Here is a 13467-nt window from a genome sequence, read left to right on the forward strand (position 1 = left end):
CGCCTCGGGCTCGCTGCGCTCGCTCGTGGCTACTCGACCAGCGGGATGGTCAGAAATGGGCTGCGGCCCAGGCATCTTCGGAGTTGGCGACGGCGCGCTGGTACTCCGGGTCGGCGGACTCGACGCCGTCGAGCACCTCGCCGAGGTCGGCGGGTGCCTTCCAGGCGAGCACCTCGAGCGGTCCGGTGTCGAAGGTCGGCGACGGATCCAGCGGGTGCGCGGTGTTGACGACGGCGACGACGCACGGCAGGTGCAGGATGACGTCGACCGACTTGTCGCGCCCGGCCGAGCCCTTCGAGGTGAGCGTGCCGTCGGCCTCCACCACGACACCGTGGAAGAAGGACAGCGACGGCGCCACGTCGGTCGGCGTGAGGCCGTGTTTGGCCGCGGCCAGGGTGAACATCTCGCGGCCGGCCGGGCTGGCCGAATGCACATGTCCATCACCGTATTTCGCGGCGTTGGCGGCGAGCGTCGTGGTGCCGCACAGGGCGTCGTGATGGCCCGAGTCGTCGGCGATCACCGTCGCCAGCACCCGGCCCTGGTCGCTGAGCAACGGGTGGCCGGCACCGAGGTAGGCCTGCCACGGCACCTTGACCGTGTCGGCGACGTTCAGTCGCTCCCACGGCGCGTCGGCGCGCCACAGCAGCAGGTGCGCGCAGGCCGACCCGGTGATGTCCCGCAGTCGCAGCCGGGTGCCGCGGGCCAGGACCTTGCTGGTGTATCGACCGCCGGGAACCGTTTCGGCCCAGGTCAATTCGGCGGAATCCACGCCGGCGGGCGGGTGCGGCCAGTTCGCCGCGGGCACCACCGGCATCGCGTCGGTGATGGTGCCGGCCTGGCTGCGGGCGTGCTCGCGGGCGCCCGCGGTGGACGCGGTGCCCGCGGTGCGAGGCGCCGGCCCAGCCACCAAGGGTCCGGCGGGTGAAGAGTGAGTGGTCATCTGGGCATCTCCCTGATGGATTCGGGTGTGGCCCAGGTCGTCCTGGGCCGGGTCAACCGACGGGAGTGTCGTCACTCCCCCTATTTCTATCAAATGACAGGTTCTGTGGCAACCTCGGACTTGGGCGTCGACTTCACCAGCGCATCCTCGGGTTCCGGGGCACCCGGCAGACTACGCACCCGCAGGTAGGCGAAGTAACCGACGATCAGCGTGGCGAGCACGAAGATGATGGCGAAGTAGTGCAGGTACCAGCTGGTGCCCGCGGGATCGTAGACCTCCTCGCGCGGCCAGGCGATGTTGACGCACAGCGCGGCGCCCATCACCACCGCGATCAGGTTGACCGGAATCCCCCAGCGGCCCAGGTCGAGAACCGGTTTGCCGTGCGAGAGGCTCCGGCCGCGCAGCCGGTGGATGAGGGCGGGCACGGTCACCATCAGGTAGGCGAGGTAGACGATGACGACCGAGACGCTGGTGATCGCGGCGAACACACCGGCCTGACCGAGGTTGACCAGCAGGACCAGGATCGACAGCGCGCTGACCGCGATGCCGGTGATGACCGGCGTACCGGTCCGCGGGTTGACGCGAGACAGGAAGCCGCTGAACGGGAGTCGGTTGTCGCGGGCCATGGAGAACATGACGCGCGATGCCGACGCCTGGATTGCCAGGGTGGCCGAGAAGATGGCGACCGCGACGATGGCCAGCAGCGTCTTACCCATCCAGGTGTCGAGCTGACTGGTGATCACCCAGGCGATGCCCTGGGCGGAGAGCTCCGGGGCGTCGAGCGACGGTGCGGCCATCAGCGCACCGAGGATCATCAGGCCACCACCGACGAACGAGATCAGCAGCGCGTTGACGATGGCCTTGGGTGCGGTCCGCCGCGGATCCTTGGTCTCTTCGGAGAGTTCCGCGGCGGAGTCGAATCCGTACATCACGTAGCACGCCATCAGCATCGAGGCGAGGAATGCAGGGAAGTAGCCGAGGCCGGTGCCGTGCGAACCGTCGTTGGCCACCGCCGCCATCGGCGACCGCTCGGCCTTGAGGAACATGAGCACCACGAGCAGCACCACGCCGACGATCTCGATGGTGACGCCGGTGACGGTGATCTTGCCCATGAACGACACCCCGACCGCGCTGATCGCCGTGCACAGGATGATCGTGATCGTGCCGAGGATGATCGCATTGGTCGCGCCCGACACCGAGGTGAGGCTGACATCGTCGCCGACGAACTGGAATCCGGACCAGATCTCGGGGAGCACGCTCTGCATCGCGATCGCCAGGGCGGCCACGCTCACGATGTAACCGATGAGCATGAACCATCCGGCGAACCAGCCGACCGCATTGCCGGCGAGTCGGCGCGACCATTGATAGATGGCGCCGGCCACCGGGAACTTGCCGGCGAGTTCGGCGAAGATCAGGCACACGCAGAACTGGCACACGAACACGATCGGCCAGGTCCAGAAGAACGCCGGACCGCCCAGGCCGAAGCCCAGGGCGAACAGCGCGAAGACGGTGGTGAGAATCGAGACGAAGGAGAAACCGGAGGCGAACGCGGCGTAGCCGCCGATCCCCCGGTGCAGTTCCTGTTCGTAGCCGAGCTGGGTCAGCGTCGCGGCATCCTCGACCGACGAAATGCCGTTGGCCTGGGGTGCGGAATTTGGGGCGGTGGAGGTCATGGGTGCTTCTCTCTGGTGTCGAAGGCTCCACGTCGAGCTTGGTTTATCTGCCAGTTGATAGATAACCGCAGCGGTTTTTCTATCAAGTGACAGATTTGTTGCGCTTACGCTACCTCCTGCTACAGCCGTGTTACGCCGACGCAGGTCGGCCGGCGCGACCTCGGACCATCACTGCGCTAGGGTAATTCTGTCGCGAGACGTAAACACCCGAAGAGGAGTTGGGCTTTCCGATGGCCGCACGCTCCACCCCACGTCCCGTCGGGCCGGGTCGGCCACGTCTGGAGAAACCGAAGCGCCGGGGCGAGACCGCACGCGAGGAGATTCTCGACGCGGCGGCCGAACTGTTCACCCGGCACGGCTACACCGGGACGTCGACCCGGATGATCGCCGAGGCCGTGGGTATCCGTCAGGCGTCGATGTACCACTACTTCGGGACAAAGGACGACATCCTCGTCGCACTGCTCGGGACGACGGTCACCGCGCCCCTCGAACGCGCCCGGGAACTCCTCGACGGCGACGGACCGGCGCTGAACCGACTCCTCGACCTCGCCCGCTATGACGTCACTCAACTGGCCGAGTCACGCTGGAACCTGGGTGCGCTCTACCTCCTGCCCGAGGTACGCGATCCACAGTTCGCCGAATTCCGTTCTGCGCGTGGCGAATTGGCAGGTATCTACGAGCGCCTGGCGGCCACCGCGCTCGGTGATCCCGCCGACACCAGGGCATTGTTGCCGTTTCGGCTCGTCGAGTCCGCCATCATGATGCGGTCCGACGAGGAGCGCGGCGAACTGGGCGACCACACCGTCGCGGGGCTGGTGGACACCATCGTCGACGCGATCCGGATGTTGTTGGAGCACCGGGCAGCCGGTTGACGTTCTTCCCCCCGGTTTGCGACAACTCTCCGCAAGTATTTGGAGAGTTCTCGCAAACGAGGGGGAGGAACCATGGTTGTCATGCGGATGGCGTCGGCGGATGAGTTGGTGGCCGCGGGTCGTGGGGGTGGCGACGGATCGGTTCCGGACCGCAGCCCATGCCCTAGGGTGATCACATGGCCGGGCGCAGCATGCCTTTCGACCCCATCGAGCAGGCACGGGAGAACTGGATCGACGCGGGGTGGGGCGACGTCGCCGACGGGATGGTCGCGGTCACCTCGGTGATGCGCGCCCACCAGATCCTTTTGGCCAGGGTGGAGTCGGCGCTGCGGCCCTACGACCTGACCTTCTCGCGCTTCGAACTGCTGCGCCTGCTGGCGTTCTCCCGGCAGGGTGCGCTGCCGATCACCAAGGCGAGCGACCGCCTGCAAGTGCACGTGACCAGCGTGACGCACGCGATCCGCCGCCTCGAGGAGGCCGACCTCGTTCGGCGCGTACCGCATCCGACCGATGGACGCACCACACTGGTGCAGATCACCGCACTGGGTCAGTCCACGGTCGAGGACGCCACGACGACACTCAATCGCGCAGTGTTCTCCGATGTCGGCATGAGCGAGGACGAGATGGTCTCACTGGTAAAAGCCATTGAGTCCCTGCGCCGTAACTCCGGCGACTTCTCCGAGGAGTAACCATGACCATCGCGTACTGGATCGTCGCCGCCCTGCTGGCGGTCTTCTATCTCTATTCGGGCGGGCTGAAGTTGATCCGCAGCCAGGAGCAACTGCAGCCCATGATGGCGTGGGCCGGGACCGCGATCCCCATGCCCGGCGTCCGGGCAATCGGCGCCATCGAAGTACTCGGCGCGATCGGTCTGATCCTGCCCCCGCTCACCGGTATCGCCCCGGTGTTGGCACTCTGCGCCGCAATCGGTTTCGTCGCCCTGCAGGTTCTGGCCACCGGGTTTCACCTGTCCCGCGGCGAGACGAAGCAGATCGGCCTCAACATCGGGCTGATCGTCGTTGCCGCGGTGACGGTTTGGCTGGCGACGGTGTGGGTGTGAGGTCGGTCTCGATGAGATCGATCAACGAAAATGGCACTCGATCGGCGGGGTTCACTCGATCAGCGGTAGCACCTCAGTGCAGAGACGTGATGATCGCGCTGAAGTCCAGATCCGAATGTTGTTCGGCGAACGCCTTGTACAGCTGAGCGGCGTGGGTGCCGAGCGGCGCGCGGGAGCCGGTGCTGGCGACGGCGTCCATCGCCAGACCGAGGTCTTTGTTCATCAGGGCGGTGGCGAAGCCGGGTTTGTAGTCGTTGTTGGCCGGCGACGTGGGCACCGGACCGGGCACCGGGCAGTTGGTTTGCACGGCCCAGCAATTGCCGGTGGCACCGGTGATCACGTCGTAGAGCGCCTGATCGGACAGACCCAGCTTCTCGGCGAGCACGAAGGCCTCGCCGACCGCGATCTGCTGCACGGCGAGCACCATGTTGTTGCACACCTTGGCGGCCTGTCCGGCGCCGGCGCCACCGCAGTGGATCACCTTGCCCGCCATGGGTTCGAGCGTCGAGCGAGCGGCGGTGAAGGCCTCGTTCTCACCGCCGACCATGAACGCGAGCGTGCCGGCGACGGCCCCCTTGACCCCGCCCGACACCGGGGCATCGATCTGGGCGAAACCCTCGTCGACAGCCTGGGTGTGGATGGAGCGGGCGTCGTCGACGGAGATGGTGGAGCTGTCGATGAACAGCGCGCCGGTGGGGGTGGCGGGCAGGATCTCGGCGTACAGATTCTTCACGATGGCGCCGCTGGGCAGCATGGTGATGACGACCTCGGCGGTCGCCACCGCCTCGACGGCTGTCGGGAAGGTGTCGATCCCATTGGCCTGTGCGGTCTTCACGGCCTCGGGCACCGGATCGAAGCCGTGCACCGTGTGGCCGGCTTTCACCAGGTTCGCGGCCATCGGGCCGCCCATGTTGCCCAGTCCCAGGAAGGCAATCGTCGTCATTGTCGAATCTCCTGTTGTCTCTTCAGTTCTCACGGTGCCGCGCGGCAATGGAACGGCCGAGCACCACCCGCATGATCTCGTTGGTCCCCTCAAGGATGCGGTGCACCCGGAGGTCGCGCACGATTTTCTCGATTCCGTACTCGGACAGGTATCCGTAGCCGCCATGGAGTTGCAGGGCCTGGTCGGCCACCGTGTAGCAGCTGTCGGTGACGTAGCGCTTGGCCATGGCGCACTGCTCCACTTTGTCCGGCGCGTCGGCGTCGAGTGCGGCGGCGGCGTGCCAGAGCATCAGCCGTGACGTCTGCAGCGAGGTGGCCATGTCGGCGAGGGTGAAGCGGATCGTCGACTCGTCGATCAGCGCCTGGCCGAACGCCTTGCGCGACGCCACGTAGCTCGCGGCCTTGTCGAACGCGGCCTGCGCCCCGCCCAGCGACGACGCGGCGATGTTGATCCGGCCGCCGTTGAGACCGTTCATCGCGATGCCGAACCCGATACCCTCTTGTGCGCCGAGCAGATTCGACGCCGGCACCCGGACCTCGTCGAGGATGACCTGGGCGGTGGGCTGGGCGTGCCACCCCATCTTGTGCTCTTGCGCGCCGAACGACAGTCCGGGCGAACCGTTCTCGACGAGGAACGTCGAGATGCCCTTCGGCCCCGAGCCGCCGGTCCGTGCCATCACGACGTACAGGTCACTCGACCCGGCCCCCGAGATGAATTGCTTCACCCCGGTCAGCACGTAATCGTCCCCGACGCGTTCGGCGCGCGTGGCGAGCGCCGCCGCGTCCGATCCGGCGCCGGGTTCGGTGAGGCAGTAACTGGCGATGGTCTCCATGCTCGCCAGTCGTGGAATCCACTGTGCGCGTTGCTCATCGGTGCCGTACTTGTCCACCATCCAGGTGCACATGTTGTGGATCGACAGGAACGCGGCCACGGCCGGGTCGGCGTAGGCGAGCTGCTCGAAGATCCGCACCCCGTCGAGGCGGCGCAGTCCGGTGCCTCCGACATCCTCGGAACAGTAGATGGCACCCATGCCCAGTTCGGCGGCCTCGCGCAGCTCGTCGACCGGGAAGTGGTTGGACGCATCCCATTCGAGGGCGAACGGCGCGAGCCGTTTCGCGGCGAAACCCGCTGCGGTCTCGACGATCACCCGCTCGTCGCCGTCGAGACCGCTCTCTGTGAACGTGGTCATCAGGCCGCGTCAGTCCATCGTCGGGATGACGAATTCGGCGCCATCTTTGATGCCCGACGGCCACCGCGAGGTGATCGTCTTGGTCTTGGTGTAGAACTGGATCGATGCCGGGCCGTGCTGGTTGAGGTCACCGAAACCTGAGCGCTTCCACCCACCAAAGGTGTAGTAGGCCACCGGGACCGGGATCGGGACGTTGACGCCGACCATGCCGACGTTGACCCGCGCGGAGAAGTCGCGGGCGGCGTCGCCGTCCTGGGTGAAGATCGCGACACCGTTGCCGTACTGGTGATCCGACGCCAGCGCGAGGGCCTCTTCATAGTCGTGGGCGCGGACGATTGCGAGCACCGGACCGAAGATCTCGTCGGTGTAGATCGACATGTCCTTGGTGACATGATCGAAAAGGGTAGGGCCGACAAAGAATCCGTTGGAGATGTCCTCGTCACCAAAGGTCTGCTCGTCGCTGGTGCGCTCGCGGCCGTCGATCACCAGGTCGGCACCCTCCTCGACACCCTTGCCGATGTAACCCTTGACGCGTTCGAGGGCGGCCGCGGTCACCAGCGGGCCGTAATCGGCCTTCGGATCGAGACTGTGACCCACCCGCAGCGCGTTGACACGGTCGATCAGGCGGGCGCGCAACCGATCTGCGGTCTGCTCCCCCACCGGCACGGCCACTGAGATGGCCATGCAACGCTCGCCGGCGCTGCCGTAGCCGGCACCGATCAACGCGTCGACGACCTGATCCAGATTGGCGTCGGGCAGGATGATCATGTGGTTCTTGGCGCCGCCGAAGCACTGCGAGCGCTTACCGTTGGCCGCCGCCGTCGAATAGATGTACTGCGCGATGTCGGAGCTGCCGACGAAGCCGAAGGCCTGCACATCGGGATTGTTGAGCAGCGCGTCGACGGATTCCTTGTCGCCGTGGACGACCTGGAAGACACCGTCGGGCAGACCCGCCTCGGTGAACAGTTCGGCCAGCCGCACCGGCACCGACGGGTCCCGCTCACTGGGCTTGAGGATGAATGCGTTGCCGCACGCGAGGGCCGGGCCGGCCTTCCACAGCGGGATCATCGCGGGGAAGTTGAACGGGGTGATGCCGGCCACCACGCCGAGCGGCTGGCGGACCGAATGCACGTCGATGCCGCCGCCGGCACCCTCGGTGAACTCACCCTTGAGCAGGTGCGGGATGCCGATGGCGAACTCGATGACCTCGATGCCGCGCTGGATGTCACCCTTCGCGTCGGCGTGGGTCTTGCCGTGCTCCAGCGAGAGCAGGGTGGCCAACTCGTCGGCGTTCTGGTTGACCAGGTCGACGAAACGCATCATCACCCGGGCGCGACGCTGCGGATTCCACGCCGCCCATTCCTTCTGCGCCTCGACGGCGGTGGCGACCGCGGCGTCGACCTCGGCCGTGGTGGCCAGCGGCACCTGCGCGGCGACCTGACCGGTACTCGGATTGAAGACGTCGGCGAACCGACCGTCGGTGGCGGTCACGGCCGAACCGTTCAAGTAGTGCGGGATGGACCGGACGTCAGAAGCAGACACGAGAGATCACCTGGTTTTCATCGAAGTCGGGATATTGGCCTCTGCACCCAATAGTAGGACATCCAAGTAATTTTTCCCACCCCCTCTGAACTGGGCGTTCTCGTCGATTACCACCGAGGAGGCACGCGCGGGTACCCTCGTTCACCGAAGTTGCCTGGGTCGTGATAGAAGAACGCGCGGCCACGAGAGGAGATCTGTCATGTCGGTCGTCATTCTGTACGGCACGGAAACCGGAAACGGCGAGTTGGTCGCCGATGCCATCTCCGATGTGCTCGCGGTCGATCACGATCCGTCGATCTACGACATGAGCGAGTTCGCCGTCGAGGATCTCGATCCCGCCGACTTCGTCGTCATCGTCTGCTCGACCTACGGCGAGGGCGAGCTCCCCACCGGCGCGCTGCCGTTCGCCGAGGAGCTCGATTCGGTCGATCCCGATCTGACCGGACTGCGCTTCGCGGTCTTCGGACTCGGCGACTCGGTGTACGGCGAGACCTTCAACCGCGGTGGAGAGATCATCGCCGAGATGCTGACCAAGCGCGGCGCGACCCAGGTCGGCGAGCACGCACGTCACGACAACTCGTCGGTCGTCAAGCCCGCCAAGCAGGCCAGCGACTGGGCGCAGGAGATCAACTCCGTGGTCAAGCCCGTCAGCGCGAACTGACGCCGTCGCGCTGCCACGCCCGCGTCAGCATTTGCTGATCGGGTCCGGTCCATCGGGCCACACGATGTGCTCGGCCCGTTCGCCGGCGTGGCGTGCCAGTTCGAGCACGGCCCGCACGATGGCCGCGAGCACCACGCCGAGGAACAGCGCCGTGGGCACGGAGACCGCGATGTTCTCGCCGAGCAGGGCGATGCCCAGTGCCATCGACGCGACCAGTTCGGTGACGGTGAGCGCCGGGAACGACGTCTGAAGTTCACCGGCTCCGAAGCCGCGCTGCTGCGCGACGATCGCGCATCCGGCGACCACCAGGAACAGGTAGAGGCCGGGCTGCACGAAGGTGCGCAGACCGTCCTCGACGGACTGATTGACCACGGTCTTGACGAGGATCGCCGACATCCCGAACAGCATGCCGCCGACCACCCCGTACAGCAGGGCGCGATAGTGCCGGTTCGACCGTTCGGCGACGATCACACAGCACACCAGCACGCCGACGATCGCCCCGACGATGATCACGGTGAGCATGTTGTTCGGTCGGCGGTCCGACGGCTCGGGCTGCGCGATCGTCAGGAACACCGTCACGCACACCACGAGCACCGCACCCCAGATCCACTCGATGCGCATGGGGCGGCGATGGTCGGCCCAGGCCTCCAACGGCAGGGCGAACAGCACCGCGAAGGTGACCAGTGGCTGGACCAGCAGGATCGGCCCCAGACCCAGCGCTGCGACCTGAAAGGCGAAGCCGCACAACGCGACAACCGCACCCAGCCACCACCCCTGACGGATCGCGCCGGACGCGTGCGACGCGCGCTGACGCATCACCGACCCGGTGGCGATCAGCAGCGCCGCGATGAGCGCGAGCAACGCGGGGAGCCAGGAGTGCACGCGGTCCAGGCTAACCAGTCGGTCGCCCGGATCGCTGTAGGCCCGTGTGCCGGGCGTGCGTGGGCGGCGTCAGTGGCCGAGCATCTCGCGGAGTCCCGCGAGGTTGGCGCGCATGCCCTGTTCCCATTCCCGCAGCCGTCGGGCGATGATCCGGCCCTCCTTCTCGGGCATCCGTTCGATCGCCGGGGTCAGTCCGGACGGGCCGGGACCCATGCGCGCCCACTGCCGCACGGTCGCGCCGCCGTCACGCTCCGGGTCGACCTCGAATCCCCAGGTCGCGAACGGTTCGGCGGCGGAGACCTCGTACACCCAGCGGGTGGGCGGCTCGAACTCGACGACCCGGCACTCGGTCTGCCAGTCGCCGAGCGCCGGATGGTGGTTGTGGCCACGGAAGCGCGCCCCCACCTCGAGGTGGTCGGCACCGTCGAGCCACTCGACCCGCTGCAGTTCCGCCGAGAATCGGGTCGGCAACGTGATGTCGGTGACGAGATCCCACACCGTCGCCGGGTCGGCGTCGAACTTCTCGGCGACCTCGATGGTCGGTTGATCGCGATAGCGCACTGGTGATCCCCTTGGCGGCTCGGATGGTTGCTGGCCCATCATGGACTATGCCACCCTGCATAGAGCGGCACGTGGGTTTGCGGCGCATTGCCGATCGGCGATGAGTACGCGGGGAACGAGCGGCGTCAGGACGGGTGCAGGCCAGGTCGGCCGGCGAGGAGACGACGATGCGCATCGGAGCGATGATCGAACCGCGGCTACCGGGCGCGGTGGAGTTCGCGCAGGAGGCCGAACGGCTGGGCGTCTCCACCCTGTGGGTGCCCGAGGTGTGGGGATACGACGCGCTGACCGGCCTCGCCTACGTCGCGGCACGCACCGAACGGATCGGCCTGGGCACGTTCGTGGTGCAGTTGGGCTCGCGTTCGCCCGCGCTGCTGGGTACGTCCGCGATGAGTCTGCAGCAGCTCTCCGGTGGCCGATTCACGCTCGGCGTCGGGGTGTCGGGCCCGCGGGTGATGGAGGGTTTTCACGGGGTGCGATTCACCAAACCGGTGCAGACGACGCGGGAGACCATCGAGATCATCCGCATCATCGAACGCGGCGATCGACTCGAGCATCCCGGCGAGATCTACCCGCTGCCACTCCCCGACAGTGCGGGGGCGGCGCTGACCCCGCTGGTCGCGCCCGCCCACGTCCCGGTGTACGTCGCGGCGATGGGGCCGGCGAATCTGCGACTGACCGGAGAACTCGCCGACGGCTGGCTCGGCAACGCATTCATCCCGGAGGCGGCCGAGGTGTTCCTCGGACCGCTGGGTGAGGGCGCCGCCGCCGGCGGACGTTCTCTCACGGATCTGACATTGGTCGCGCCGGTGGCCGTCGAGGTCACCGACGACGTCGACGAGGCGGCCCGGCGGCACGCCGACGGCTACGCGTTCACCATCGGGGCGATGGGCACCGGCGGCCGTAACTTCTACAACGACGCATTCGCCAGGCTCGGGTTCGGCGAGGATGTCGCCCGGGTCGCCGACCTGTGGCGCGCCGGCGATCGGGACGCGGCCCGTCGCGCGGTCCCGCTCGAACTGGGCAGTCGCACAAACCTTCTCGGACCGCCGGAGATGATCGTGGACCGGCTGCGGGCCTACCGCGCGGTGGGGATCGACGAGATGCTGGCCAAGGTGGACGGTTCGTTCGACGAGCAGCTGACGACGCTGGGCGTGCTGCTCGACGCCGTCGGACGGATGTGAGGCACGTTCGGGGCGGCTCGGTGTGGTGCCGCCACCCTGTCGGTGTCGCGCCGTACCGTGAGGCACATGTCCTACCGCGCTGAACTCGAACGACTCGCGACGCTCGACGCCGAGACCATCGCCCGGGTGTGTGCCACCCCGTCACTCGCCGCGGCGCTGATCGCCGCCGCGCTCGACGAGTGCATCGACTACGACGAGCGTGCCGACGATCTCCAACTCACCGGCAACGACGAGCATGCCGCCTTCTGCCGACAGGAGGCGTCGGCGTGGCGGGCGACCGTGACCGTCCTGCGTGAGATCGCAGCAGCGCCACCCGGTACCCGTCGAATCGAGGGGGTCGCATGAGCCGCACATTGGTGCTGTTGCGGCACGGGAAGTCCGGTTATCCGCCCGGCGTCGGCGATCACGATCGCCCACTCGCCGACCGCGGACAACGCGAGGCCGCCCTCGCGGGGGAATGGATGACCCGCGAAGGACTGCACATCGACGCCGTCCTCTGCTCCACCGCGACCCGCACCCGCGAGACGCTCGAGCAGACCGGGATCGATGCCCCGACCACCTTCGTCGACGAGATCTATGGCGGCTCGCCCGACGAGATTCTCGAGTCGCTGCGCCTGCACGCGCCCGCGGAAGCCTCGACCGTACTGGTCGTCGGGCACTCACCGGGCATGCCCGCCACCGCACTCACGATCGACCCGGACGGCGAGATCGACCGCTTCCCGACATCGGCGTATGCGGTGCTGCGGGTGGGCCTTGCGTGGGGGCAGATCGGCCTCGACGCCGATGCGGATGCCGAACTGATCGGAGTCCGGATCCCGCGTGACACCGCGACCTGAACTCATGTGCGGGGGCCGCCGCGTGCAGGCGACCACCCGGGTCTCCGCCATCGTCGGCGGAGCGACTTGGCGACGCCCATAGGTCTGGGCTATCGTACGGATTGAGAATTCGTGCAATTCATCAATCCAGAAATCAGTCAAGTCATTGCGTGGTCGAGGAGTTACCGATGGCGTCCAACGGCGCGATGAGCGGACCAGAACGTCCGCTGTACGAGATCAAGGCCAACCTGTTCAAGGCGCTCGCGCATCCCGCGCGGATCCGCGTACTCGAAGTGCTCAGCGCCAACGACGCGCCGACGGCGGTCAGCGAACTGCTGGCCATCACCGAGCTCGAACCGACGCTTCTGTCGCAACACCTCGCCGTGCTCAAACGCCATCACGTGGTGGTCAGTGAGCGGGTCGGCAACGCCGTGTTCTACGAACTCGCACACCCCAAGGTCTCCGAATTGCTCGTCATCGCGCGGACTTTCCTGTTCGACACGCTCGGCGCGCAGCAGGCTCAGCTCGAGGCGATCGCATCCCTACCCCCGGTGACCAGGAAATGAGTCCGTCGGCCCCAGAATCCGCGGTTCTCCCCGCGGACACGGCGCCGGCGCGGCGCAAGCACCGATCCGGTGCCACGCTGTCGACCCTCGCCGCACTCGTTCTGCGCACCGGCCGGATCGCCGAGTCATCCCCTCCGGCCCCGGCCCGATCCCCGTCGAACGCACCGTGGCAGGCCAAGGCCCGCAGGTTGCGCGGCAGCATGCACGTCCGCTACGTCGACGCGGGCGGTGGCCACGACTGCGGACTCGAACTGCAGGCCGCCCTCGGACCGGTCTACGACGTCGAGCGGTACGGGATCCACCTCGTCGCGTCACCGCGGCACGCCGACGTGCTGCTGGTCGCCGGGTGCGTGACCCGCAATATGGCCAGCCCCCTGCGCAACACGTTCGAGTCCATGCCGGCTCCCCGCATCGTCGTCGCGGCCGGTGACGCGGCGATCGACGGCGGCTGTTTCCGGGACGCCTACGGTGTCGTGGGTCCGGTGTCCGCGGTGATACCGGTCGACCTCGAGATTCCCGGCGATCCACCCACCCCGGCGGACATCGTGGCCGCATTACGGCAGATCTCTGGGCGCTGAT

The 13467-nt window shown here is 67.3% G+C and carries 16 protein-coding genes; 9 read left to right on the forward strand and 7 right to left on the reverse strand.

Translation table 11 applies throughout. The annotated features are described in order from the left end of the window. Window positions 1-49: 49 nt before the first annotated feature. Complete coding sequence (locus ACWDTI_RS15960) at window positions 50-940, reverse strand: urea amidolyase associated protein UAAP1 (protein WP_449739083.1); 891 nt, start codon at window positions 938-940, stop codon at window positions 50-52. An 89-nt stretch (window positions 941-1029) separates the two neighbouring features. Next, window positions 1030-2613, reverse strand: coding sequence for an amino acid permease (locus tag ACWDTI_RS15965; RefSeq protein WP_449739084.1), 1584 nt, complete (start codon window positions 2611-2613; stop codon window positions 1030-1032). A 230-nt stretch (window positions 2614-2843) separates the two neighbouring features. Between ACWDTI_RS15965 and ACWDTI_RS15970 the strand changes: the two genes are divergently transcribed. From ACWDTI_RS15970 to ACWDTI_RS15980, 3 genes are all read left to right on the forward strand, one after another. Next, a complete protein-coding gene (locus ACWDTI_RS15970; protein ID WP_449739085.1) occupies window positions 2844-3485 on the forward strand; it encodes a TetR/AcrR family transcriptional regulator in 642 nt (213 codons plus the stop codon). Window positions 3486-3661: 176 nt separating this feature from the next. Further along, the gene (locus ACWDTI_RS15975) at window positions 3662-4174 is read left to right on the forward strand and encodes a MarR family winged helix-turn-helix transcriptional regulator (RefSeq protein ID WP_449739086.1); all 513 of its coding nucleotides are present in this window, start codon (window positions 3662-3664) and stop codon (window positions 4172-4174) included. A gap of 2 nt (window positions 4175-4176) precedes the next feature. Then, on the forward strand, window positions 4177-4545 hold the full coding sequence (locus ACWDTI_RS15980; protein WP_449739087.1) for a DoxX family protein: 369 nt from the start codon (window positions 4177-4179) through the stop codon (window positions 4543-4545). 73 nt (window positions 4546-4618) lie between these two features. On the opposite strand, the gene mmsB is transcribed toward ACWDTI_RS15980, so the two are convergent. Genes mmsB through ACWDTI_RS15995 form a run of 3 tightly spaced genes read right to left on the reverse strand, consistent with a single transcriptional unit; the run spans window position 4619 to window position 8219 of the window. Beyond that, the gene (gene mmsB / locus ACWDTI_RS15985; RefSeq protein ID WP_449739088.1) at window positions 4619-5488 is read right to left on the reverse strand and encodes a 3-hydroxyisobutyrate dehydrogenase; all 870 of its coding nucleotides are present in this window, start codon (window positions 5486-5488) and stop codon (window positions 4619-4621) included. Window positions 5489-5510: 22 nt separating this feature from the next. Continuing rightward, window positions 5511-6677, reverse strand: coding sequence for an acyl-CoA dehydrogenase family protein (locus tag ACWDTI_RS15990; protein ID WP_449739089.1), 1167 nt, complete (start codon window positions 6675-6677; stop codon window positions 5511-5513). A 9-nt stretch (window positions 6678-6686) separates the two neighbouring features. Next, a complete protein-coding gene (locus ACWDTI_RS15995) occupies window positions 6687-8219 on the reverse strand; it encodes a CoA-acylating methylmalonate-semialdehyde dehydrogenase (protein ID WP_449739090.1) in 1533 nt (510 codons plus the stop codon). A 199-nt stretch (window positions 8220-8418) separates the two neighbouring features. Between ACWDTI_RS15995 and ACWDTI_RS16000 the strand changes: the two genes are divergently transcribed. Next, a complete protein-coding gene (locus ACWDTI_RS16000; RefSeq protein WP_449739091.1) occupies window positions 8419-8880 on the forward strand; it encodes a flavodoxin domain-containing protein in 462 nt (153 codons plus the stop codon). 24 nt (window positions 8881-8904) lie between these two features. Here ACWDTI_RS16000 and ACWDTI_RS16005 read toward each other — a convergent pair whose 3' ends face one another. Both ACWDTI_RS16005 and ACWDTI_RS16010 read right to left on the reverse strand, forming a co-directional pair. Further along, entirely contained in the window at window positions 8905-9762 is an 858-nt protein-coding gene (locus tag ACWDTI_RS16005) for a DMT family transporter (RefSeq protein ID WP_449739092.1), read from the reverse strand. A gap of 69 nt (window positions 9763-9831) precedes the next feature. Further along, window positions 9832-10323, reverse strand: a complete 492-nt coding sequence (locus tag ACWDTI_RS16010) for an SRPBCC family protein (RefSeq protein ID WP_449739093.1) — start codon at window positions 10321-10323, stop codon at window positions 9832-9834. Window positions 10324-10490: 167 nt separating this feature from the next. Between ACWDTI_RS16010 and ACWDTI_RS16015 the strand changes: the two genes are divergently transcribed. From ACWDTI_RS16015 to ACWDTI_RS16035, 5 genes are all read left to right on the forward strand, one after another. Continuing rightward, the gene (locus tag ACWDTI_RS16015) at window positions 10491-11507 is read left to right on the forward strand and encodes an LLM class flavin-dependent oxidoreductase (protein WP_449739094.1); all 1017 of its coding nucleotides are present in this window, start codon (window positions 10491-10493) and stop codon (window positions 11505-11507) included. Window positions 11508-11573: 66 nt separating this feature from the next. After that, the gene (locus ACWDTI_RS16020; RefSeq protein ID WP_449739095.1) at window positions 11574-11852 is read left to right on the forward strand and encodes a hypothetical protein; all 279 of its coding nucleotides are present in this window, start codon (window positions 11574-11576) and stop codon (window positions 11850-11852) included. Beyond that, window positions 11849-12343: a SixA phosphatase family protein gene (locus tag ACWDTI_RS16025; RefSeq protein WP_449739096.1), complete on the forward strand. Its 495-nt coding sequence runs from the start codon at window positions 11849-11851 to the stop codon at window positions 12341-12343. Before ACWDTI_RS16020 ends, ACWDTI_RS16025 begins: the two co-directional genes overlap by 4 nt. 167 nt (window positions 12344-12510) lie before the next feature. After that, window positions 12511-12888: an ArsR/SmtB family transcription factor gene (locus ACWDTI_RS16030; RefSeq protein WP_449739097.1), complete on the forward strand. Its 378-nt coding sequence runs from the start codon at window positions 12511-12513 to the stop codon at window positions 12886-12888. Further along, complete coding sequence (locus ACWDTI_RS16035) at window positions 12885-13466, forward strand: NADH-quinone oxidoreductase subunit B family protein (protein ID WP_449739098.1); 582 nt, start codon at window positions 12885-12887, stop codon at window positions 13464-13466. The genes ACWDTI_RS16030 and ACWDTI_RS16035 overlap by 4 nt, the downstream gene beginning before the upstream one ends. The last annotated feature ends 1 nt before the right edge of the window (window position 13467 follow it).

It is taken from the genome of Gordonia sp. NPDC003424 (genome assembly GCF_053588655.1).